This window comes from Sorangium sp. So ce1014 (genome assembly GCF_051521505.1).
In the GTDB taxonomy this organism is placed as follows: Bacteria; Myxococcota_A; Polyangia; order Polyangiales; family Polyangiaceae; genus Sorangium.
Genome location: NZ_CP150356.1, coordinates 12,366,121 through 12,388,966, shown reverse-complemented (window position 1 = coordinate 12,388,966; position 22,846 = coordinate 12,366,121). Strand labels below are relative to the sequence as shown.

At 71.2% G+C, this 22,846-nt stretch carries 12 protein-coding genes; all 12 read right to left on the bottom strand.

What is annotated here, in order from left to right:
• Positions 1-11 precede the first annotated feature (11 nt).
• Positions 12-6,770, bottom strand: a complete 6,759-nt coding sequence (locus WME75_RS46615; RefSeq protein WP_437484977.1) for an RHS repeat-associated core domain-containing protein — start codon at positions 6,768-6,770, stop codon at positions 12-14.
• A 315-nt stretch (positions 6,771-7,085) separates the two neighbouring features.
• Positions 7,086-7,346, bottom strand: a complete 261-nt coding sequence (locus WME75_RS46610; RefSeq protein ID WP_437484976.1) for a hypothetical protein — start codon at positions 7,344-7,346, stop codon at positions 7,086-7,088.
• A 343-nt stretch (positions 7,347-7,689) separates the two neighbouring features.
• A complete protein-coding gene (locus WME75_RS46605; RefSeq protein ID WP_437484975.1) occupies positions 7,690-8,538 on the bottom strand; it encodes a carbohydrate ABC transporter permease in 849 nt (282 codons plus the stop codon).
• Complete coding sequence (locus WME75_RS46600; RefSeq protein WP_437484974.1) at positions 8,535-9,416, bottom strand: carbohydrate ABC transporter permease; 882 nt, start codon at positions 9,414-9,416, stop codon at positions 8,535-8,537. Before WME75_RS46600 ends, WME75_RS46605 begins: the two co-directional genes overlap by 4 nt.
• Positions 9,413-10,765, bottom strand: coding sequence for an ABC transporter substrate-binding protein (locus WME75_RS46595; protein ID WP_437484973.1), 1,353 nt, complete (start codon positions 10,763-10,765; stop codon positions 9,413-9,415). Before WME75_RS46595 ends, WME75_RS46600 begins: the two co-directional genes overlap by 4 nt.
• Before the next feature lie 37 nt (positions 10,766-10,802).
• On the bottom strand, positions 10,803-11,927 hold the full coding sequence (locus WME75_RS46590) for an ABC transporter ATP-binding protein (protein ID WP_437484972.1): 1,125 nt from the start codon (positions 11,925-11,927) through the stop codon (positions 10,803-10,805).
• A gap of 9 nt (positions 11,928-11,936) precedes the next feature.
• Positions 11,937-12,758, bottom strand: coding sequence for an HAD family hydrolase (locus tag WME75_RS46585; protein ID WP_437484971.1), 822 nt, complete (start codon positions 12,756-12,758; stop codon positions 11,937-11,939).
• A 194-nt stretch (positions 12,759-12,952) separates the two neighbouring features.
• Positions 12,953-14,284: an aspartate kinase gene (locus WME75_RS46580; protein WP_437484970.1), complete on the bottom strand. Its 1,332-nt coding sequence runs from the start codon at positions 14,282-14,284 to the stop codon at positions 12,953-12,955.
• A gap of 125 nt (positions 14,285-14,409) precedes the next feature.
• The gene (locus WME75_RS46575; RefSeq protein ID WP_437484969.1) at positions 14,410-15,663 is read right to left on the bottom strand and encodes a YkgJ family cysteine cluster protein; all 1,254 of its coding nucleotides are present in this window, start codon (positions 15,661-15,663) and stop codon (positions 14,410-14,412) included.
• Between the two features lie 565 nt (positions 15,664-16,228).
• Entirely contained in the window at positions 16,229-17,815 is a 1,587-nt protein-coding gene (locus tag WME75_RS46570) for an MSCRAMM family protein (RefSeq protein WP_437484967.1), read from the bottom strand.
• Between the two features lie 266 nt (positions 17,816-18,081).
• Positions 18,082-18,552: a hypothetical protein gene (locus tag WME75_RS46565; RefSeq protein WP_437484965.1), complete on the bottom strand. Its 471-nt coding sequence runs from the start codon at positions 18,550-18,552 to the stop codon at positions 18,082-18,084.
• A gap of 743 nt (positions 18,553-19,295) precedes the next feature.
• Positions 19,296-22,787, bottom strand: coding sequence for a DUF4215 domain-containing protein (locus WME75_RS46560; RefSeq protein WP_437484963.1), 3,492 nt, complete (start codon positions 22,785-22,787; stop codon positions 19,296-19,298).
• Between the last annotated feature and the right edge of the window lie 59 nt (positions 22,788-22,846).

Below are 22,846 nucleotides of genomic sequence, written 5' to 3'. Positions count from 1 at the left end.
GGTTCTTCGGCTCACTGGTTCGCCCTCCAGAATGCCTCTCCCATCTGCTGGATTGCGCCTTCGTATTTCATCCCGAATAGCGACCGGATGTTGTGGACGTCCATCATCATCGCGTCGAGATACCGTCCCTGTGCGATCAGCGCCTGCTGCTGCGTACGGTACGCAGCAGCAGCAGCCCCACCGCTGCCATGACTAGCAGTCATTGCATGGTCGACCGTATCCATCCATATTGTCGGCGAATTCCCACGTGTAGTACCAGCCATTCGCGCGTCGCGGGTCGCCGCCCACGACGGCATGTGATGTACCTCGCCGCGCAGGCCCCCACCAGTAGCTGCTGCTCGCACCGATGAGTACGAGCCTCCGAGCTGCGGTACCCCCCTTCCGGCCCCCGCCGCCACCGCCGACCCCTCCGCCGCCGCCCCCAACCCTCTTCCCGCGCCGAAGACGGTGGCCGCCGCGAGGATCACCGACCTCGTCCCCGCCGCGCCCGCTTCCCGGTAGTCGCCTCGGTCGATCGCGAGCGCGGTGTCCGCGGCGCCCTGCCCGATGTGGAAGAGCGGGTTCACGGCGTTCAGCGCGCCGAGGAGCCCGTCCTGGTCGTAGCCCTGCCAGAGCGCGCCGCCTAGCTCGTATCCGCCGTAGATCCCGAACGTCAGCGCATTGAGCACCAGCGACCGCGCGATGCCGAAGCCGAGGTCGCCCGTGCCCTCCGCGGCGCCCAGCAAGGTCTGGCCCACGATGGTGCCCGGGCCGCCGGCGCCGGCGTGCTCCGGCGAGACGGTCACCGGCTGCGGCACGTACCCGGACGAGGTGCCGGTCGTGCCCACGTCGACAGGCGCCGTCGTGGCGCCGACCTCCAAGGGCTCGCGACTGGGGCTCGCGGCGATGACCGTCACGGACTCGCGATTGGGTCTCGCAGGCCGAACTCCTTGGATCGTTACCGAACACCCTCGCACACAAGGGGTGACGACTCCGTCGCTCCCGTGGACCGCTGAAATTGGCAATCCCCCGGCGGCCTGGGGCTCCTCCTGAAACCCGCTCGGATCCACGTAGTTGAGCGCGCTGTTGCGCACGTAGCTGTACGGGTTCCAGCTCTGGCCCGAGAGCGGCGCCTGCACGATCGGATCGGTCGTCAAGAACCGACCGATCCTCGGGTCAAACATCCTCCCCTTCATGTTGACGAGGCCGAGCTCCTCGTCGCCCTCGTGCCCTGTGAACCCCCGCGTCGTCTCGCTGGAGAACGACGCCGGCACGGGCTGTCCCCACACCGGGTCTCTCCGCTGGCCGAACGGATCGTAGCTCCGCCGCTCGACCACGTCGCCGTCTTCGTCGGTGAGCGCATCGACCGAGCCGAGGTGGTCGACATGGACGTAGCGCGTGCCGGCCGCGGCGCCCCCTCGGGTCACGATCGCCACCAGCCGCTCCGGCGAGTGGACGTGGTACCGATGCTCGGCGCTTCCCGCCGCCGCGTCGGTGACCCGCTCGTACAGATCGCCGAAGTACAGCGTCTCCTTGTCCGGCGTGGTCTTGCGGATCCGCTGCTGGTCGCCGTCGTAGGCGAACGAGACGGTGCTCGCGCCCTGCGCGATGGTCTCCGGCAGGTCGAACGGCGTGTAACGCACCGTCACGCCGCCCGGGCGCGCGATCTGGTGGCCGACGGCGTCGTAGCTGAAGCGGTCCGTGCCCGCGCCGGTGACGGCGTGCGGGTGCAGCGGGTCGTCGTAGGCGAGCGTGCCGACATCCGACTTGAAGGTGAGATTGCCGTCGGGCGCGACCTCGTAGCGGAGCGCGCACGGCACCGACGCGCTGTCGGTGGCGCTGAAGTACGCGCACGTCAGCCGCTCCAGCGCGTCATGGCGGAAGCGCTCGGTCCGATGCTGTGGCTGCAGCGCATCGGTCCGGAGCGTGAGGCTCCGCCGCGCGTCGTAGTCATACGACAGGTCTTGCACCTCGGCCGTGCCGCGCCGGGTGACGAGGCTCTCCAGGCGTTGCTTGTCGACGAAGTAGCTCCGCTCCGTGATGGTGCCGTTGCCGAACGCCTCCTCGCGGAAGCGTCCCGCGTCGTCCACATCGGTCAGGCGCCAGTAGGCAGAGCGCGTCGCGGCGTCGCGCACGGCGAGCACGTGGCCGTGGGCGTCGTGGTCGTGAGCCACGACGAACGGCGCCGCGCCGGCCGGGGCGGGGTAGGTGATCGTCGCGACGCGACCCAGGTCGTCATAGTCGAGCCTGCTCTCCAGGGCCGCGCGCTCCCCCTCGATGCGGAGCGTCACCGTCTCGAGCTTGCTCTCCGCGTTGTAGGTGTACGTCTTCTGTCCATCGGGGCTCGCGAGCGCCTCGAGCTTGCCGATGCCGTTCGCCGCCGTATCCCAGATCCACGTGGTCGTCCGCCGCTCCGCGCCGTGCTCGTCCAGGCGCGATCGGGCGCGCCCGAGAGGATCGTACTCGAACGTCGTGACTCGCCCGAGCGCGTCGGTCGAGGTGACGAGCTCCCCGAAGCCATCGTTCGTGGACACCGTCGTGCCCCGATCCGGATCCTCGCGCCGCCGGACGCGGCCGAATGCGTCGTGGGTCGTGGTCGTAACCGCGCCGCCCGGAGCGGTGACCGTCGTCAGCACCCCGAACGGGCCGTAGCCATAACGCGTGACGCCCAGCGCCGCGTCGGTGACGGCCACCGGCCGTCCCAGCGGGTCCTTCTCGACCGCGGTCACGTGACCGAGCGCATCGGTGACCTCGACGCGCAAGGCGTCGTGGTCGGTCTCCACGACCGCGTTCCACGGCGTCGTGTGCTGCACCTCGCGGCCCACCGCGTCGTGCTCGTAGACGTCGTGCAGGATCTCGTCTTCGGGCGTGCCCTCGCGAGCCGGCACCGAGCGCCGCGCGATGTGCTCGCCGAGTGCGTCGTACGCGATCTCTTGCATCAAGCGCGGAAGCTCGTCCCTGGCGCCCTCCACGGAAGGTCCGTGCCACAACCACCGGATCGGACGGCCCAGGCTGTCGTATTCGACCGCATCGTCGGCGCCGCCGGTCGTCGTGGTCCGCTGCGTCACGCGCCAACCGTCCTGGTCCGGGCCGCCGTCCTTTGTGCGCGACAGCTCGATCGTCGTCTGCGTCCCATCGGGCCGAATCTCGAGCCCGAGGCGGCCGAAGCCGTCGTATCTCCACTCGGTCACGAGCCCGTTCGGATCGACCCGCTCGACGAGCACGCCGAGCCCCTCATCGAGCTCCACGCGCGTGGTGTGGCCGGCCGCGTTGACGTGCGTCTCGGGGAAGATCCCCTCGGGGTCGTACGTCGTGCTCCACGCCCGGTGGTGGCCGAACGCGTCGTCCGCCGTCACCCCCGTGACGTTCCCGAAGTCGTCCCGCGTGTACACGACATCGAGCTTCGTATCCGGGATGCCTTCGTCGCTGTCCGTGGACTCGGTGTCAATCTCGCCATAATCCGTCGTCGTTCGCGTGAGCAGGCGACACTGCGAGCGCCCCGCGGCCGCGCTGCACGCCTGCTCCGTCGCCAGCTGGCCGAGCACCCAGCGCTCTGTGTCGTTTTTGTAGGTGCGCGTGATGTCGAGCGTCAGGTCGACATCGCGGGTCGACACCTCCTCGGTGATCACGTTGCCGAACGCGTCGAAGTCCGTCACCTCCGCCAGCGTGTCGCGCAGGATCGTCGCCCCGTCCCCGTCGCCCGACGCGACCTGCTCGACGTACGCCTCCACGGTGGGCGCCTCGCCGTTCTCCGGCGGAACCACCCCTTGCGCTCGCCGGGTCCGGCGCTCGGTCGGGAGCGTGAAATAGCTCGCGCCCTCGTTCGTCGGAACGAGCGTCCGCTTCACGTCGAGGAACGAGAGCTCGATCCGGTCCGGCCTGGGTTGGCCCGGCAGCCCCGGAGCCCAGCGCCGCTGCTGCTTCACCTGCCCCGTGAACGGGAAGACCTCGAGCTCCTCATCGAACGTGACGTTGTCGTACCGCTCGGCCGTCCCGGCGCGGGTGTCGAGATCGACGACGATTCGCTCCCCGAACCCCAGAAACCCCCGCCCGAGGCGGTGGTAGCGCCCATCGCGGTAGCGCACCTCGAAGCGCCGCGGCCGGTCCGCGCCGTTGTTGACGGCGTAGCCGCTGACGACCCGCCGAGGCCCCACCGCGCAGCGGCGCGGGTAATCGCAGTCGTTCGCCGCGTCGTCGCGAGAGACGTAGAGCATGCCCTCCCGCTCCGGATCTCCCGCGGCGGTGTCGTTCGTGATCGAGGCGTCGGTGAGATGGCCGTACGCGACGCTCACGTTCGGCACGAAGCCCGGCTCGCCCGGCTCGTGCGCGTTCATCCCGTCGGACACGGCGACGAGGAGATCCTGATCGGCCGCGAGGTTCTGGAAGATCGTGAATCCGCCGTCGATCGGCAGCACCACATCCTGGGCCCCGTCGCCGTTGATATCCCCGACCCTCGGCCCGTGCGGCTCGGCGAGCGTGACGGCCGCCCCGACCGCCGCCTCGAACGGGATCTTCGGGTCGACGAGCGCGAACGTCGGCCCGTCGCGCGCGCCCGTGGCCTGCAGGACGGCCCACGACGGCAGCGCGAGGGATGAGCCCGGCAGCATGCCCGGTGGCACCGGCATCAGCAAATCCTGCATTCCATCGTTGTTGTAGTCCAGGGGTGTCGCGAGCTTGAAGAACGTGTCCTGTGCGCCGAGCTCCGCCGGGTCAAGGGCGAGGCTGTCGTCGAGGTCCTCCGGGTCAAGGCTCACGATGAAGCCCACCTGGCCGAGGCTCTCGACCCCCGGCGTGGCGAACGTCGCCCCCGTGTTGAGGTACGTGCGGAGCCCGCGGTAGCTGAAGCCGGATTGCACGGCGTCGGGCAAGCCGTCCCCGTTCACGTCGAGAAATACGACGCGCCCCCCGATCTGAGGGAGCTTCGTGTCGAACACTTCCCAGCTGCCGTCGTGCCGGCGGGTGAGCGCGGCCCACGTCGACGCGGGGAACATCGCGCCATCGCTGAACGTCAGCACGGTCGCCACGACCAGATCGACCTTGCTGTCCGCGTTGAGGTCGAGCGTCTGGATCTCCATCTCGCAGGGAAACCCGTTGAGCGGCTCGAGCGACTCCCCCGCGCGGTCGAACCCCGCCGGCGTCCCGTCGCGCTCGGGCTTCCAGCGGTGGACGAGCCACGTCGCGTCGAGCGGGTTCAGGGTCAGCTCGCGGCTGTGATCGTCACACTGGATCAGATCGGGCACGCCGTCGCCGTCCACGTCGGCGAGGTGCATCGCGCCCCCGGGCAGGCTCAATCCCGGCGGCGTGGGACGGACGCCGAGCGGGAACGGCCGGCGGATGCCGGTATCGTGGACCTCGAAGGTGCGGTCCGGCCGGGCCAGGAGCACATGCCAGGTGTCGGTGGCGTCGTGAACGTCGTGCAGCAGGATATCTGTCCTGCCATCCTGGTTGTAATCGATGCTCGTCCCGAGCTCGGGCTGAAGGAAAGCCGGATCGGCGGCCTCGAACGACGGGTCGACAACGGGCCAGTCCTCGAAGAGCGCCAGGGTCGCCGGCTCCGGGTACGGCACGGCCGCGCCCGGCCCTCGATTGCGCGCGACGAGCCAGCCGGTGATCGGATTGCGGGGCGTGCTCAGCCCCGCGACCGTGTCCGGGAGCACGAGGTCGTCGAGCCCGTCGCCGTCGATGTCGAGGAGCATCGGGCTCGCCTTTCTGGAGGTCGGCCTGGCGACGCTCGTCGCGATCCGCTGGAACCCCGCCTCGCCGCGGCTGTACTGAAATCGCGTGGGGGGCTTGCACACGCCGTCGCCCGCGCACTCCTCGACTTCGGTCAAGCGCGTCCGCCGCGTCGTCTCGCTCACCTCGTACGTGAACCCGTAGCGCCGCACAAGCGTGTTGTCCGGCCCGAGCATCTGGATCTCGTCGAGGCGCAGCGCGCTCTGGAGCGCCATGCCGCCGGCGTAATGACCTCGGACCTCGGCCGGCTCCTTCGTCGCATACACAAACTGCACTGCCCGCGAGGGATCGAGCTCCGGCTCTCCCTCGAAGCTCGTGTATCGGATCTCATCGAGCGCGTACTCCGCCGTGAAGCCCCCCTCGGCATTGGCGAGACAGTAGTCGTACGTCATGGCGTTGCCGCGCCCGTCGCGCGCCTTGGTGGCGAGCCACGCGCGCGGGGCGCCACCCAGCGCGAGCGGCTTGCCGCTGTCGCCGCTGCCGTACTCGATGACAAGCCCGGACGGCATCATCGCCTCGAAAAAGAGCGCCTCCGCGGGCGCCTGCCCTTCCTCGGCATGGTGGCCGACCACCTTGACCCTCGTGTCGGGCAGCGTCCTGTACTCGATGGTCCCGGGCGCTCGCCCCACCGCGACAAGCCGCTTGCTGTCGAGGCAGAGCGCGTCGTCCCCGTCGTACCGGACGCCGCGGATCTCCCCGTCCTGGGCCAGGCTCTTCGGACACCGCGTGATCGCCGACAGCCCGGCGATCGAGAACCCCGCCCCGAGGGCGCCTTCGCCGCCGCCGCTATCGAATTGGAGGGCGAGCCGCGGCTCCACGCCCGCGCGTCCCGGGACCGAGACGAGCGGCATGACGTACGTCGCCTCTCCCGTGCTCGTGACCGAGAACGTCCCCGCCATGGCGCCGGCAGCGACGGTCTTGACCCCCGGTGCGCGTCCGGCGCTCACGGGATCGCTCGGGTCGCGCGTCCGGCAGGCGATGGTGCTGTGAGGATGAACCGGCGGGCGCTCCGGCATGCACGTACAGCCCGCCTGCGCGAGCACGCAGATCACGAACATCGCGAGCGGGATCCACGCCCGACAGACCCTCCGCATCCAGGGCGGGCTCGACCCCCGCACAGCACGTCGCAGAATCGGCGCCATGGCGACCTCCCTCGCGGATAGGAGCGCATGATGCCGCAGCGCATGTCAAGCACCCTCCGGGCACCTGGGATCGACGTAGATGCGGCTTTTCTGGGATGGGATGCTTCGATCACTCCATTGGGCAGCCGTTCCGCGTCGCCGGGCAGCCGTTCCGCCCCGCCGGCAGTCCGTACCGTGTCGTCACGCGCGCGGCGTGAGATCGCGCCCTTCGCCGTCAGCAGCAGGTCGCTGTCAGCGGTAGGTGCCGAATCCCATCTCGTGCTCGATCTTGACCAGCTTGTTGTACAGGCCGATCACGAGCAGGGACGGCACCCACTGGCCGACGAAGTTCGCAATCTGCTTCTTGCCGGCCAGCATGAAGCCGGCCGAGACCAGCATCGAGCCGATCGCCAGCCCGAGGTAAGCGCCGGACGGGACCCTGCCGGTCCTCTCCTCGATCTTCGTCGTGACCTTGCCCTCTTCCTTCTTCATCATTGGTTCGGTCGTCGTCATCGTGGATCTCCTTCCGCGGCGCCCGGCCGGCGCTGCGCTTGCCGCTGCGAGCCGGTGCGACGACCGGGCCAGAAACGAGGGCGTCCGGACGGGAACAAACAGCGCAGCGATTCCCCTCGATCCGACCCCGCCGCGCGCCGCGCTTCGAGCCGATCGCCGGCCCGGCGAGGCGCAGGGCGACCACGCGAGCTCCGATAACGGGCTCGGCCACGCCCGGCCGCTCACTGCCACGTCGATGCACACGGTCGATGCACACGCCGGCCGGGCAAACCGCGCTATCACCGGCGGCTCGGCGGCCTCCGACACAGGCCGTGCTCGGGCGCCTGATCCGCTCCAGACCCGCTCAGACCCGCGCCGTCACCGCGCGCAGGAGCTGCCGTTGCGCCGCCGCGAACACGAGGAGCACCGGCAGGCTCAGGAGGACGTTGCCGGCCATCACGAGGTGCCAGCGGACCCCCGTCCCCTGCTCCCGCAGCAGGGCAATCGCGAGCGGCAGCGTGCGCACCTGATCGTCGGTCGTCATGACGAGCGGCCAGAAGTAATCGTTGTAGTGAAAGACGAAGCTGAACAGGAACAGCGCCGAGAGCGTCGGCCGGAGCATCGGGCCGAGGATCAGATAGATGATCCTGAGCTCGCCCGCCCCATCCATCCTGGCCGCCTCGATGATCTCGTCAGGGACCGAGAGCAGCGCCTGGCGCACAAGGAACGTCCCGAGCGCGCTGACCCCGAAGGGGAGGATCAGCGCCGCGAACGTGTTCACGAGGCCGGCCGCGCCGAGCATCGTGAACACGGGGACGAACGTCACCTGCGCCGGGATGAGCAGACACGAGAGCACAAGGACGAACGCGGCGTTCCGCCCGACGAACCGGAGCTTCGCGAGGGCATAGCCGGCCGGGAGCGCCAGCGCGATCTGCAGGAGCGCGATGGCCGTCGCCATGAAAACGGTGTTGACGAAATACCGCATCACCGGCACCGCCTGGAGCACCTCGCGGTACGCGCCGAGCTGGATCGCCTGCGGCAGCGGGTACGCCGGAGCACGGGTGATCTCGGGCAGCGTCTTCAGCGAGGTGATCGTCATCCACGCGTACGGCCCGAGCCACACGACGGCCACCACGAGGAGCACGACGTCCGAGATGAGCCGGCGCGCACCGGAGCGCCCCGCGGCCGCGCCGCCGCTGCGCAGCGCCGTCATGACGGCCGCCTCCCCTCGCGCGGCGCGCCCGCGCGGAGCGCCCAGAGCTGCAGGACCGTCAGGAGGAGCAAAAACCCGAAGAAGATCACGATCATCGCGCTCGCCCGGCCGACCCGCAGGTTCACGAAGACATGCTCGTAGATGGCGTAAACGAAGAGGGTCGTCGACCGGACCGGTCCCCCCTGCGTCATCACGCGGATCACATCGAACGCCTGGAAGGAGAGGATGAGGCTCGTCGTCGCCACGAAGGCGGCGCTCGGGCGGAGCAGCGGCCACGTCACATGGCGGAACCGCCGCCACGGGCCGGCGCCGTCGAGCGCCGCCGCCTCGTGCAGCGCGCGGGGGATGTCCTGGAGGCCCGCCAGGAAGATGACCATCGCATACCCGGTGATCTTCCAGACGCTCACCGCGGCCAGCGCGAGCAGCGCCGACCGGGGGTCGCCGAGCCAGCTCATCGTCGGGAGGCCGAGCCCGCGGAGCGCCGCCGAGAAGACCCCGTCGGCGTCGAGGATCCACATCCAGAGGAGCGCCACCGCGACCCACGACACGACATAGGCGCTGAACACCGCGCCCCGCACGAAGGCATAGACAGGCCCCGGCCGATCGAGCGCCACCGCCAGCGCGAGCCCGAGCGAGCCGGAGAGCGTCACAACGACGGCGCTGTAGCCGAGCGTGCGGAGGAGCGTGCCCATGAGCTCGCCGCTCCCGGCGAGGACCTCGTAGTTCCGCAGCCCGACGTAACGCGGCGGCGTGAGCAGGTCCCACGCGTAGAAGCTGTTCCTGGCCGCGAGCAGGAGCGGGACCAGGAAGAACACGGCCAGGAAGGCCGCGGTCGGCAGGAGGAGCAGATAAGGCGAGAAGGGGTGCCTGGGCTTCATCGCTCGCGCGCCACGCGGACGGCCTCGGAGAGGGTCTCGGCGGCGTCGCGCTGGGCGAGCACCGCCTCTTCGAGCCGAGGCTGCACCGCCTCGCGCTGGACGCGGAACAGGTCCGGAGACCAGGGCCAGGGCGCCGCGTGCGCGAGCTGGTCCACGGCGACGCGGTCGTTCGGGTGCGCGGCGTAGTAGCCGCCCCGCGTGAGCTCCTCGAGGCCGCGCCGCGAGACGGGCATGTAGCCCGTCCGCGTCGCCCACGCGTTCGCCTGCGACGGCTGCATCATCCAGCGCAGGAACGCGAACGCCGCCTCCTGCGCCGCCGGCGCCGCGCCCCGCGGCATCACGAACATCGTCCCGCCCGTGGGCACCGAGGAGCGCACGTCGCGCGGCAGCGGGGCCGCGCCGACCTCGAATTTCCCCGCGCCCGCCTGGCCCGCGTTCTCCTCCAGGTACCGGAGGAACGCGGTCGAGGTCCAGATCATCGCGACCCGGCCCGAGAGGAAGTCGGTGTTCGTCACCTGCCACGCGTTGTAGTCGCGCCCCGGCGGCGGCTTCATCGTGCGGTCCTCGTGCACGAGCGTCTGCCAGAACCGGAGCGCGCGCACGCCCGCCTCGCCGCCGAACGCCGGCGCGCCGTCCGGGCCGAGGAGCTCGCCGCCCGCCTGCCCCACGAGCGCCGCCCAGAACCACCAGTCGATCGGGCACTCGAACCCCCACCGCCGCGTTCCGACACCGTCGCGCACGACGAGCCGCGCCGCCGCCGCGCGGAGCTCGTCCCAGGTCGACGGCGGCGACAGCCCGAGCTCGCGGAACACATCGCGGTTGTAATAGGCGATCGGCGTCGACCGGTTGAACGGCAGGCACACGAGCGGGCGCTCGCCCCCGCCGACGAACGTCCCCGCCTGGCCGAGCGCCTCGACAACGTCGAGGTCGGCGTGCCCGGCGCCGGGCGCGCCGAGGAACCGATCGAGCGGCTCGAGCACGCCCGCCTCGGCCAGGTAAGGCACCACCTCGCCGACGACGTGCGTCAGCGCGGGCGCCGCGCGCGCCGCGAGCGCGGTCCGCAGCTTGGCGAGCGCCTCGAAGTAGTCGCCCTGGTACACCGCGTCGATGCGGTAGCGGCCCTGCTCGCGGTGGAACTTGTCGATGAGCGACAGCAGCACCTCGCGGTTCTTGCCGCCGTAGGCGAACCACAGCGAGGCCTCGATGCGCCCGTCCGGCGCGCGCCGCGCGCAGCCGGTCGCGCCGGACGCGGCCGCGGCGATCGACGCGGCGAGCGCCCGGAGCGCGTCGCGCCGCGAGCAGGAGGCGCTCGCCCCGGACCGCGCCGCGCCGCGCGCGCGCCCGCTCACGAGGCGGCCTCCCCGCGCACGGCGCGGCCTCGTCCGCTCATGACGCGGCCCGCGGCGGGGCGATCCGCGCGCCGGAGCCCGCGTCGAACCAGAGCACGGCGCGCGGATCGAGCCGCGCGCGCACCGCCTCGCCGGGCGCGGGCGTCGCGAAGCCGTGCGCCCGCGCGCGCAGCCGCGTCCCGCCGGCGTCGAGGTACAGGTACGTCTCGGCGCCGAGCGGCTCGGCGATCACGACGCGCGCCTCGACCTCCACCTCGCCCCGCGCCGCGGCCCCGGCGTCGCCCCACGCCCCCGCGTCTCCCGGCCCCGGCGCGACGCGCAGGTGCTCGGGCCGCACGCCCGCGATGGCCCGGTCGGGCAGCGCCATCCCCGGCGGGGCGGGCAGCGAGAGCGCCGCGCCCTCGTACCGATCGCCGGCGCGCTCGAGCGGGATCAGGTTGATCGCCGGCGTGCCCAGGAACCCGGCCACGAAGGTGTTCGCCGGCGCCTCGTAGATGGCGCGCGGCGGGCCGACCTGCTGGAGCTCGCCGGCGCGCAGCACGGCGATGCGATCGCCCAGGGTCATCGCCTCGATCTGGTCGTGGGTCACGTAGACCGACGTCGTGCCGAGGCGGCGCACGAGCGCCGCGAGCTCGACCCGGAGCTCGGCCCGCAGCGCGGCGTCCAGGTTCGAGAGCGGCTCGTCGAAGAGGAACGCCGCGGGGGCGCGCACGATCGCGCGGCCCATGGCCACGCGCTGGCGCTCGCCGCCCGAGAGCTCGCCGGGGCGCCGGTCGAGCAGGTGGCCGATGCCGAGCAGCGCCGCCGCCTCCTCGACGCGGCGCGCCCGCTCCGCCCGCGCGACCCCGCGCATCCTGAGCGGGAAGCCCAGGATGTCGCGCGCGGTCATGTGCGGGTACAGGGCGTATCCCTGGAAGACCATGGCCACGTCGCGGTCCTCCGGCGCGACGCGGCTGACGTCGCGCCCGCCGATCGAGATCGCGCCGCCGTCGGGGCTGTCGAGGCCCGCGATCAGCCGGAGCGCCGTGGATTTGCCGCAGCCGGAGGGGCCGACGAGGACGAGCAGCTCGCCGTCCTCGACCTCGAGATCCAGGCCGGCGAGGGCGGGGCGCTCGGCGTTGGGGAAGCGGCGGGTCAGGCCGCGGAGCGAGAGGGTGGCCATGGCGGCAGCTCAGGTGGCGAGCAGGACGAGCCCGGGGATCGTGTCCGCGACCGCGAGCAGCTTGGGGCTCGGGGAGACCGCGACGGGCACCCGCGCGGTCCTCAGCAGGGCGGCGTCGTACGCGCTGTCGCCGAAGGCCGCAAGCACCGCGAGCTCGGGGAACATGCGCTCGAGGGCGCGGATCTTCCCGTCGCCGTAGGTCGCGACCGCGCCGAGCTCGGGGGCGAGCCGGCCCTCGCGGACGGCCGGGGTCATGGCGGCGATCCGCTCGGGCGCGATGCCGAGCCGCCGGACGGCGCGCTCGATCACGGCGCGCGGGGAGGCGGACACGACGTACACCGGGACGCCGCGCGACCGCGCCCAGTCGAGGATCGGCAGGAGCGCCGGCCGGATCCGCCCTGCGTGGCCCTTCTCCTCGAGCACGCGGTCGACAAGCGCGGCGAGCTCGTCCTCGCGCCACCCCGCGAAGGCCCAGGCCATCATCGCGAAGGCCCGGTCCTCCGGGTAGCGCTCGGCGGTGAACGCCGCGTAGAGCGCGCCGGCGATCTCGTGCGCGCCGCCCTCCGCGGCGACGCCGAACGCCTCGGCCTCGCGGCGCAGCGCCGCCTCGGCCTCGGGCCGCGCGCAGCGCCCGGCGAGGAACGCCTCGAAGACGTCGACGCCCACGTCCCCCTCCCAGAGGGTGCCGTCCGCGTCGAACGCGAGGGCGCCCGGGCCGACGGCTCCGTGCGCAGCCTCGATCCTCCGCAGGATGTCGGTCGTGCTCTCGCGCGGGATGGATGGTGATGAGGATGCCGCCGCCGCGCCGCCGTCGAGGTGTGCCGCTGTCATGGTCTCCCGGGGCCGGACGCCGGGTCCGGCCGAGGGCTACGCCTACTGCGGCGCCCGCGTCGCGTCACGCCTGTCAACGTCCCGTCACCCGGGCGGCGGCCGGCCGCATCGAGCCATCGCTGCGCCGCGGCGCGACCTCGCCCTCTTCGAGGAGCGCCGCCGCGCCTTTTCCTTGAATCGAAGGGGAAGGGGCGTTACCGCGCCCTCTCGAAGAGAGAGCGGTGCAGCACCGCGACCGCGGCCGCGACGCTCGCGTCCTCGATGACCATCGACAGGTTGATGCTGCCCATCGCGTAGCTCAGCATCTCGACGTTGACGCCGGCCTCGGCCATCGCGTCGAGCACCTGCGCGGCGACGCCCTTCCGGTTGGGCAGGCCCTGGCCGACGATCACGAGCGTCGTCCGGTTGGGCAGGACCTCGCAGCCGCCGAACCGCTCGAGCTCGGGCAGCGCGCGGCTGAGCTTCCCGAGGTCGTCGGTGGTCATCGAGACCGACACCTCGGACGTGGTGATCACGTCGATCACGACCTCGTGCCGGGCCAGCACGGCGAGGACCTGCGCGAGGAAGCCGACCTCGCCGAACATCCGGGTCGAGCTGATCTTGAGCACGACCTGCCGCTCGCGGTACGCGATGCTTGTCACGGGCGGGGACGCGGCGTCGGTGTTGAAGTCGATGACCGTGCCGGGGTGATCCGGCCGGTTCGTGTTGAGCACCCGCACCGGGATGCCCTTCTCCATGGCGGGCAGGAGCGTGGAGGGGTGCAGGACGCGGGAGCCGAAGAACGCGAGCTCCGCGGCCTCGTCGAAGCGCATCGTGGGGATGTTCCGGGCCGTCTTCACGACGCTCGGATCGGCGGTCATCACGCCGTCGGTGTCGCTCCAGATCTGCGCCTCCTCGGCGCCGAGGCCCGCGGCGAGCAGCGTGGCCGTGAGGTCGCTCCCGTTGCGGCCCACGGTCGTGATCTCGCCGGCCTCGTTGCGGCCGACGAAGCCGGTGACGATCGGGACGACGCCCTCGGGGACGCGCTCGGCGAACATGGCCTTCACCCGGGCGTCGAAGCCGGGCAGCGGGCGCGCGCGGCCGAAGCTCGCGTCGGTGATGAAGCCGAGGTCCCAGACGTCGTAGGCGCGGGCCGGCACGCCGCTCCGGGCGAAGAAGTCCGCGATGCAGCGGACGGCCAGGCGCTCTCCGAAGCTCGCGATGTAGTCGAGGCTCCTCGGGCTGAGCTCCTTGACGAGGCTGATGCCGCGCAAGAGGTCCGCGATCTCCTCGTAGAAGGGCGCGAGGAGGTCGGGCGCGCAGCCGAGCGACTCGGCGACCGCGCGCTGCTTGCTCACCGGGACGGAGGGGTCGAACCGCCCGGTGGCGGCGAGCCTGGCCGCGTTGATCAGCGCGTCGGTCATGCCCTTGTGGGCGGAGCTCACGACGACGGGGCGGCGGTCCAGACGGGCTCTGACGATGTGAAGGACCTTCTCGATCTGCGCGCGGCTCTCGACCGAGCTGCCGCCGAACTTCATGACGATCATGCGCGTGCCTCCATGGGCCTGGCGGCCCGGTGGGCGCGGAAGGATAGTCATGCTCGGCCGGTAAGCGAGCCCCGCGAACACCTGACGCGCTGAGCTAGCCCTGGTGGGATCTCTGACGCACGGGACTAGGCCTCGGTCGCCAGGAGGGCCCGGAAGCTCTCGCGCTTCGTGAGGAGGAGCCAGCGCAGGTTCTTCATGAGCTTGCCTTGCTCCGAGAGGGCGGCGTGGCTCAGGAGAGTGAGCTCGGCGACGCTGATGCCCTCCCGGACGTCCTCCAGGGAGACCTTGACCCGGCCGTCCGCCGCAGCGCGGCAGCGGGCGAAGCGGGAGATCACGACGGTGGCGAGCGACAGGTCGAGCACGGCGGCCAGGAGGTGCCGGGGCGCCGAGAAGATGTGGCGGCGCTGGAGCACGACGCGCAGGTAGTCCTTGACGACGGTCCCCTCGTCGCCGGCGAGGAAGCGATCGACCGTCCTCACCCGCTGCAGCTTGAACGGCCTGGGGATGAACAGCAGGTCGACGGTGCCTCGCCCGAGCATCCAGGCGACCTTGTTCCCGAAGCTGCGCAGCGCCTGGAGCTCCGTCCACGAGGCCTTCTCGACGCGGTGGGCCTCCCGGACCCGCGACGGATAGCAGAGGTTGCCGAGGAGATAGCCGAACAGCACCCGGGCGTAGAAAGAGGGCCTCTTGCGCGGCTCGAGCGGCGCGGGCGCCTCGGCGCTCGCGTGCGCGAGGGCGGCGTCGACCGACGCGTCCGCGGCGCGGCCTCCGCCCTGGGGGAGGGCACGCTCGAAGGCGGCTGTCCAGTCGTAGAGCCGCGCCAGCGTCGACGCCGGCGAGGCGTCGGTCGCGAGCTGGTCTTCCCAGTGCTTCACGGCGCGCAGGTACTGCGGCTGGGGGAGGATGACCCCGCTCAGCGTCGCCAGCGCCTTCGACATCCGCTCGGCGTCGCCGCGCTGCTGGAGCTTGGCCTTGAGCTGGCGGTCGACGGGCTTGCCGTAGTTGTCGCGGATCGACGGGCAGAGCTGGGAGAGCTGCGCGACGACGACGTCCTTCTCATCGCGGACGAACCCGAAGGGGAACGCCTGGCACGATTTCGGGATGTACTCGTGGCCAAACCGCTTCTGCATGCTGCAGAGCATGTCGTCGTCGAGGAAGACGCACTGGAGCCGGTGGTCCTTCTCCCGCATGGGCAGGACGCCGCGCGAGATGACGAGGGCCCCCTCGTCCCCGGCGCGCTCCCGCACCCAGGGCTCGGCGAGGTAGCGCGTGGCTTCGTCGCTGCTGAAACGGATGTTCCACGGCAGCCGGCAGCACCGAGCTGGGCAGTCGCGGCACTCGAACTTCTGGTTCGGCGGAGAGGAGAGCTTCGTCGCCATGGGGCGGCGGACGATACAACGCGACGGCGAGCCGCGCTCTCGATCCGCGTCCGGCGCCTGCGCCGGCCGGTCCACCCGCCGGCCCCCGGCCGCGCCGGGCCAAGCGAGCGTGGGGGCTCAGGCGTGGCAGGACGCGACAGCCGGGAAAGCGACAGACAAAAGTACAGCGCCGCCGGGGCCTCAGGGGGGGCGGAGGCCGCGCGGCGGAGCTGGTCTCCCATGAAGCACTGACCATGCCATCCGGAGGATCCTTAGAACCCGCCAGAATTGCGGCAATGCGTCGTGGACATCCCCTCCATGTTTCGATTCTGAAACGCCACGATCTCAGCGTTGAACGATTGTAAGGACCATTTTCTTACCACTGCATTTCGCTGCGGGCGCAATACTTACAGTCCTTCCCGACTTTTCTCTCGGTGGGACACATGGTGGCGTACACGGCACCACGAGCGCCGTGCCCCTACCAAGGAGAAACAGGATGCGGGGATGAAGAGCTCGTCGGCCGGAACGCGAGCCGGCCGTCCGGAGGGCTTCGCCTCGGGACGGCCGCGAGCTCGCCGGCTTCGCGTCACTTGGGCCGCGCGTTCGCGGTCTCCTGGGCTTTCTCGCTCGGCGGATCGACCACGTTCAGATCCATCGTCGCGACCTCGCCCGGCTTCACCCGCACCGCGCCCCCGGTGATGGTCGACCCGACGCTGACCATGTAGGCCCCGGGCGGCAGCGCGGACACGCGGAACGAGCCGTCCTCCGCGGTGACCGGGTAGTACATGGCGATGGTCTCGTCCGAGACGAGCAGCGTGGCCAGCTCGACGCGGACCCCCTGGAGCGGCTTGCCGCCCGCCGTGACGCGGCCGCGGAGCTCGCCCGTGCCCTCGGGCGGCAGGGTGATGTCCTGCTTCATCTCTTTCCCCTCAGAGATGGAGAAATTGATGAGCTTCGACCGCCCGTCGAGCTGCGCCAGCAGGCGGATCGCGCCCGCCGGGATCTGGTCGAAATGGAAGCGCCCCTCCGCGTCGCTCACCGTGCTCACGAAGCCGATCGCCCGGTGCAACAGCGAGAGCCAGACGCCGGCGCGCGGCTCTCCGTCGGCGCCGCGCACCACGCCGGAGAGGCTGCCGCCGGGCGACATCACGAGGTTCAGCGGCGCGAGTCCGTCGCAGTCCGCGGCATCGACGTTGAGCGTGCTCACGGCGTTCGCGCCGTCGTAGCCGCGGACGGCGATCTTGCCCTTCGGCACGTTGGACAGGACGAACGAGCCGTCGTCCTCCGTCTGCGCCTGGGCGGCGGCCTCCAAGGCGATATTGCTCATCTCGCCAGCGGCGATCAGCGACTCCGCGTCGACGAACACCCCTGGCTGGGGGGCGCCGGACGGGTCCACCGCGCGCCCGGTCAGGGTACATCCCTTGGAGAGGGTCAGCTCCATCTTCTCGACGTCGCCGGACCGCACCGTGACGGGAGAGGAGAACGTCGGCGCGTGGTCCGCCGCCGCTGCCCTCACGAAGATCTGCCATGACGGCAGCTGAGCGATGCGGAAGGAGCCGTCCGGGCTCTCGAACATGCGGGAGAACAGGGGCGGCGACGCGGGGTCTTCCTCCGTCGCGGCCGAGAGCACGTCGATGGCGAACCGCTGCACGGGCTCCCCCCGCTCGTCGAGCACGCGCCCCTCGATGGCGCCGCTCTTCGGGAGCACCAGGCCCACAGTCTGGCCGGTGTGCGCCGTGGTCGCCGAGGTCCCGTACCCCTCGACGCTGGCGCTCAGCTGATACATCCCCTCCGGGAGCGTGAGCTCGAACCGGCCGCTGTCATCGCTCTTCGCGGAGGCCGCGGTCGAGAGCACGTTGCCGGCGATCTCGAAGGCCATCGCGACGACCGTCGCGCCCGCGACGGCGCTGCCGTCTGTTCCGTACACCTGACCGCTGATCGTGGGTCGCGCCTCGGGCCGGGCCTCGGGGGAGCGGCGAACGAGCGTCCTGTTGCGGTAGCGGACGTGCTTCTCCGCGCCGGCGGCCGGCGCCCTCGCGCCGGTGACCTCTCCGCCGCTCGTCCGCAGGAGGAGAAAGAGGGCGACGCCAGCGAGGGCCGCCGAGAGCAGCCCGATAGCCACCCATAGTGGCCGGCGCGAGGGTCTCCGTTGCGAGGTATCGAGTTTCATCATTGTTCCTCCAGATGAGTTGACCTGGCCAAAGCTCTCGGCCGGAAGCTCGACAGAGAGAGAGAGAAAGAAAGAGGGGCGCCGACGGTTGCCGACGCCCCTCCTCCTCCGCGCGACGCGACCGGAGAGCGCCTCCTGTCCTGCCCGGGGCCTGTCGTGTGAGCTTTCTGCAGGAAGTCGCTCGCCGATCGGTCGCGCGCTGAGCGCCGCTCCCTCGTCCGGCGTGGCGCCGGCCCTGGAACCGCTACGGCGCTGCTACTCGACCCGCGCTAGATCGCTTTGAGCGAGAGCTGCTGGGCGAAACCGAACGGGGTGAACTTGCAGAGCCCCTTGCCCGTGCCGTACTCGTCCAGCGCCACGACAAGATGGAAGAGTTTCTTCAGCTGCCCGTTCGCGTCGAAGCCATTGCCGTCAATAAGCGAGATCATCGAGACCGATTGAAGATCGGCGCCGTACTCATTGCAGTTCAAGAACTGCGACGACGACATGTGCTCGATGACGCTCAGGGTAGTAGACGTGCTATAGACGCCCGGCAAGCTGTTGGCCCACCTCGTCTTGTAGACGCAGCCGAGATCGTACCCACTATCCTCCTCGAGAAACATGTTCACCCAGTGACCGGCAGGCTTCTCTACGCCGCCTCTGGCGACGAACACCTTATACACCGGATGCATGGCCATGGCGCTGCCCGAAACCGACATGACCGTAGCGAAAGCGAGCGCCCAACGAGCAATCTTCTTCATGAGAAATACCTCCGAGGAATCGAATCTGTGGTGAAGTTTGATGCAGATACCTATCCAGATCGTCAGCCAAGGGATCCATGCCCCGGGGCCTGCGCCAGGAGAGCGGTGCCCGACGGGTGCGACGCGCGTTGTCGTCGGCCCGTCATGGCCACGCCCCCGGAGGAACCCGCCCCGAGGTCATGCCGCGAACAACAGGAGACTATTCTCCCCACGGATTCACGCAAGCACTTTTGACTGGCATCTTTCCCGTCGAAAACACGACGGAGATAGAACCAGAGAGAATAACGACACTCCTCGATTATGCTCTCATGCCCTCTGCCTTGAACGCACCCCATGATGCTCCCACATCCAGCTGAAATATCACGCACCTACGCCGCGAAAGGCGCTGTGCGGCGGCCCTGCGAAGAGCGGTGCAGGCCGTGCGTGGCCACAAGATCGCCGGCGCAGGCGCGCGCCGGACGCGAGAGGAAGGAACACGGGGAATCCGCGCGGGGCCCTCGCGCTCGATTCACGAGGCGCCTTGTGGGTCCTGCCCCCCCATGGGACGCCGATGAGCACCGCGGAGCCACACCGCAGGGCGGCGCGACGGAGCGCGGCAGTCCCGCGATGATGGCATATCGAGAACTCGATTCGTCGCGGCGCGCCGGGTTCGTCCCGGCCTCCCGGCGGCGCCCGGAGCGGGCGCGCGGCGTGCCGGCTGGACGTGGGGCGCGAAGGCCCCGGACCCCCGGCGGCGCCGCCCGTCAGCGGAGCGTGACGGCCAGCCGGTAATCGAAGAGGGCCGCGGAGCCCGAGGCGCCCGACGCGGCGCGGACGCGGAGGAAGTACGTTCCCGCCGGGAGCGCGTGCGCCCCGGGGTGGCGCGGGGCGTCCCCGGTGCCGTCGAGGATCGAGCAGCTCCCCCGGCCGCCGTCGTCGTCGTCCGCGATGAGCGAGCCCTCCGCGTCGAGCAGCGAGAGCCGGCTGTCCATCTCGAGCGACTCGCACGTCTCCGCGCCGCCCTCGACGATCTCCGCGCGGATCGACCGGCCCTCGGGGAGGTCCACGGCGTAGACGTCGAAGTCGTCGCGCTCCCGCGTGCCAGCGATGAACACATCGGAGCCGACTGGCCCGTTCGCGTCGGCGGTGGTGCCGTTCGGCTCCTCCTCGACGCCCGCGGGCGCGAGGATCTTCGCCTGGAGGAGATAGAGCGGGATCGCCGCGCCGCCGTCGCGCGCCGCCGCCTCGACGTCGTATTCGCCGGCAGGCAGCCCCACGACGAGCGCCGAGCAGCCGCCGATGCCGCCCGCATACTCGGCGTCAGAGAGCCCCTCGTCGGTCGCGACCGGAGCCCCCTCCACGTCGAGCACGCGGAGCGTCGTGAGAATACCGCCCTCGCAGCCCGCGGCGGTGCCGTCGAGGACCTCGAGGCGCACGACCGAGGCGGCTGACAAGCTCAGGTGGAATACGTCCCTGTCGCCGCCCGCGGCGAGGCTCGCCGCGACGAGCGCGTCGCCCGCGATCACGAGCCCGCTCGCCCCCGCCTCGGCGGGGGTGTCGTTCGGCTCGATCTCCGCCGTCACCGCCTCGAGCTGGCAGGCGGCGCTGCACCCGTCGCCGCCCGCGGCATTGCCGTCGTCGCACCCCTCCGGCGCGTCGCGGAGACCGTCGCCGCAGACCGCGACCCGCTCGCAGCGCGGACCGCAGAGCGCGCCGCCGTCGCACTCCTCCGCGCCCTCGCGCACGCCGTTGCCGCACGAGGCGTCGAGCGAGACGCGCAGCGTGTAGCGAGCCGCCGGCAGCTCGGGGAAGCCGCGGACGCGGACATAGTACGTCCCCGGCTCCAGGCCGCGCGCCGCGGCGCCGCCCGGGCTCGTCGAGTCGATGAGCGAGCAGGCGCCGATACCGCCATCGTCGTCGGACGCGAGCACGGTCACGCCGTCCGCCGCGAGGAGCGAGAGGGCGGTGTCGACGCTGTCGGCGCAGCGCGCGGGGCCGCTCGAGTCGAAGGTCTCGACCCGGAGGTCGGAGACGGTCGTGAGCCGCAAGGCGAAGAGATCGACATCGCTCTCCGGCTCGATCGCGCCGGACACGAGCGCTCCCGGCGCCACAGCGCCGTTCGCGTCGGCCTCGGCGAGGGTCGAGTTGGGCTCGATCTCGTCCGTCGCCCCCTCGAGCCGGCACGCGGCGTCACAGCCGTCCCCGCCTCCGGTGTTGCCGTCGTCGCAGACCTCGGGAGCGTCGATGAAGCCGTCGCCGCACACAGGGATGCGCTGGCACGCCGGCCCGCACGCGGCGCCGCCGTCGCACTCCTCCAGGCCCTCGACGAGGCCGTCGCCGCAGACGGTCGTCGTCCGAGCGCGCAGGGTATATCCGGCGATGTAGCCCCCAGCGAACTCCTCGACGCGCACATAATAGGTGCCCGGCAAGGCGATGGCGGCCTGGATGCGCGAGCAGGTGTCCTCGCCGCCGTCGTCGTCCTCGGCCATCACGTCGCCATCCGGCGAAAGGAGCTGCATCACCGTATCGATGTCGCGGCAGGAGGTCGGTCCGGACGCGTCGAACGTCTCCACCTCGAGGTCGGCGACGCCGGGGACGTCGATGGCAAAATAGTCGACCTCGCCCGTCGGATAGATCGACGCGGTGAACAGCGCGCCCATCGCGGTCGCCTGCCCCGGGGTCGCCTGCTCCAGCGCGTCGTTCGGCTCGACCTCCGGGAGCGTCCCCTCGAGCTCGCACGCGGCGCTGCAGCCGTCTCCGCTCTCGGTGTCGCCGTCGTCGCACGTCTCGGCGCCGTCGACGGATCCATCGCCGCACACCTGGATCCGCGCGCACTCCGGGGAACACCCCTCGCCGCCGTCGCACGCCTCGGCCCCCTCGACCACGCCATCGCCGCAGAGCGCGGTGAACACGACAAGGAGGTTGTAACCGGGGATCGTGGCGTCGCTGGTGAACTCCTCGACGGTCACGTAATACGTGCCCGCCTGGAGCTGGGTCGCCCAGGGGGCGACGCTCGCGTCGATGAGCGAGCAGGCCTCGGGGCCGCTGTCGTCGTCGCTCGCCAGCACCGTCGCGCCGTCCACGTCGAGCAGCTGGAGGAAGGTGTCGACCCCCTGGACGCACGCGCTCAGGGTCCCGGGGCTGAACGTGGCGAGCAGGATCTCCGCGCGATTCGGCACCTCGAGGGCGAAGACGTCGACGTCGCCGAGCGGCTCGATCGCCCCGGAGACGAGCGCGTTCGGCCGGAGCGCGGCGCGCTCGTCGGCCTCCGCGGCGATGTTGTTCGGCTCGACCTCGGACAGCGGGGTGTCCAGCTCGCACGCCGCGCTGCACCCGTCGCCGCCGGTCGTGTTCCCGTCGTCGCAGAGCTCCGGGCCCTCCAGCGCGCCGTCGCCGCACACCGAGGTGTCCAGCGTGAGCGAGAGCGTGTAGTCGAACGTCGCGGGCGCCGCTGCAGGGGAGATCTGCACGCTGACGAGGTACTCACCAGGGCTCAGCTTCTCCAGCACAAGAGACGAACAGTAGTTGTCGCCGGCGATATCGTCGTGGTCCGCGAGGGTCGCCAGGCTCGCGTCGACGATCGTCACGTAGGTATCGACGCCGAGCGATCTGCACGTCGTGCCCAGCGGGCCGTCGAGCGTCTCTGCCCTGATGCGCCCGACCGACCCGTCGGGGACGGTCACAGAGAACACGTCCACATCGCCTTCGGGATCGATGAACGCGCGGATCCGGCCGTCGGGCGCGATCGAGAAGGCGTCATTGGCCGACGTGAAGCCGTCGTTCGGCTCGACCTCGCACCCGGGCTCCACCTGACATGCGCGCGAGCAGCAATCGCCGTCCTCGCTGCCGCCGTCGTCGCAGGTCTCCGCGCCGCCCAGCGCGCCGTTGCCGCACCCGGCGGTGCACGTGCTCGGCGCCCCGGCGCATGCGAATCCGGGCTCGATCGCGCAGCCCGGGTCGCACCCGTCGCCGGCCGTCCGATTCCCGTCGTCGCACCCCTCGGCGGGCGCGCCGACGGCCCCGTCGCCACACACCGCGCCGGGCGCGCCGCCGCTGCCCCCATCGCCGCCGCTGCCGCCTTCGCCGCCCTCGCCGCCTCCGCCGCCAGCGCCGTCTTCGCCGCCGGCGCCGCCGCCGCCGGCGGGGGGCGCATCAATCTTGCTGCGGTCCGCGGCGACGAGCAGCTCGCACCCGCTCAGGGCCGGAGCCGCCAGACCAAGGAGCAACGGGAGCGCGGTCCTGCGATCGAAAATCATGAAGTCTGAGGCCTCGGCTCGGCGCGATCATGGCAATCGCGGCTATCACGGTAGGAGCG

What these genes read in the sequence shown, in the direction of transcription:
- WME75_RS46570 (WP_437484967.1), bottom strand. Translation starts at nt 17,815, where the DNA reads ATGATGAAACTCGATACCTCGCAACGGAGACCCTCGCGCCGGCCACTA.
- WME75_RS46585 (WP_437484971.1), bottom strand. Translation starts at nt 12,758, where the DNA reads ATGACAGCGGCACACCTCGACGGCGGCGCGGCGGCGGCATCCTCATCA.
- WME75_RS46565 (WP_437484965.1), bottom strand. Translation starts at nt 18,552, where the DNA reads ATGAAGAAGATTGCTCGTTGGGCGCTCGCTTTCGCTACGGTCATGTCG.
- WME75_RS46605 (WP_437484975.1), bottom strand. Translation starts at nt 8,538, where the DNA reads ATGACGGCGCTGCGCAGCGGCGGCGCGGCCGCGGGGCGCTCCGGTGCG.
- WME75_RS46575 (WP_437484969.1), bottom strand. Translation starts at nt 15,663, where the DNA reads ATGGCGACGAAGCTCTCCTCTCCGCCGAACCAGAAGTTCGAGTGCCGC.
- WME75_RS46590 (WP_437484972.1), bottom strand. Translation starts at nt 11,927, where the DNA reads ATGGCCACCCTCTCGCTCCGCGGCCTGACCCGCCGCTTCCCCAACGCC.
- WME75_RS46610 (WP_437484976.1), bottom strand. Translation starts at nt 7,346, where the DNA reads ATGACGACGACCGAACCAATGATGAAGAAGGAAGAGGGCAAGGTCACG.
- WME75_RS46580 (WP_437484970.1), bottom strand. Translation starts at nt 14,284, where the DNA reads ATGATCGTCATGAAGTTCGGCGGCAGCTCGGTCGAGAGCCGCGCGCAG.
- WME75_RS46615 (WP_437484977.1), bottom strand. Translation starts at nt 6,770, where the DNA reads ATGTTCGTGATCTGCGTGCTCGCGCAGGCGGGCTGTACGTGCATGCCG.
- WME75_RS46560 (WP_437484963.1), bottom strand. Translation starts at nt 22,787, where the DNA reads ATGATTTTCGATCGCAGGACCGCGCTCCCGTTGCTCCTTGGTCTGGCG.
- WME75_RS46600 (WP_437484974.1), bottom strand. Translation starts at nt 9,416, where the DNA reads ATGAAGCCCAGGCACCCCTTCTCGCCTTATCTGCTCCTCCTGCCGACC.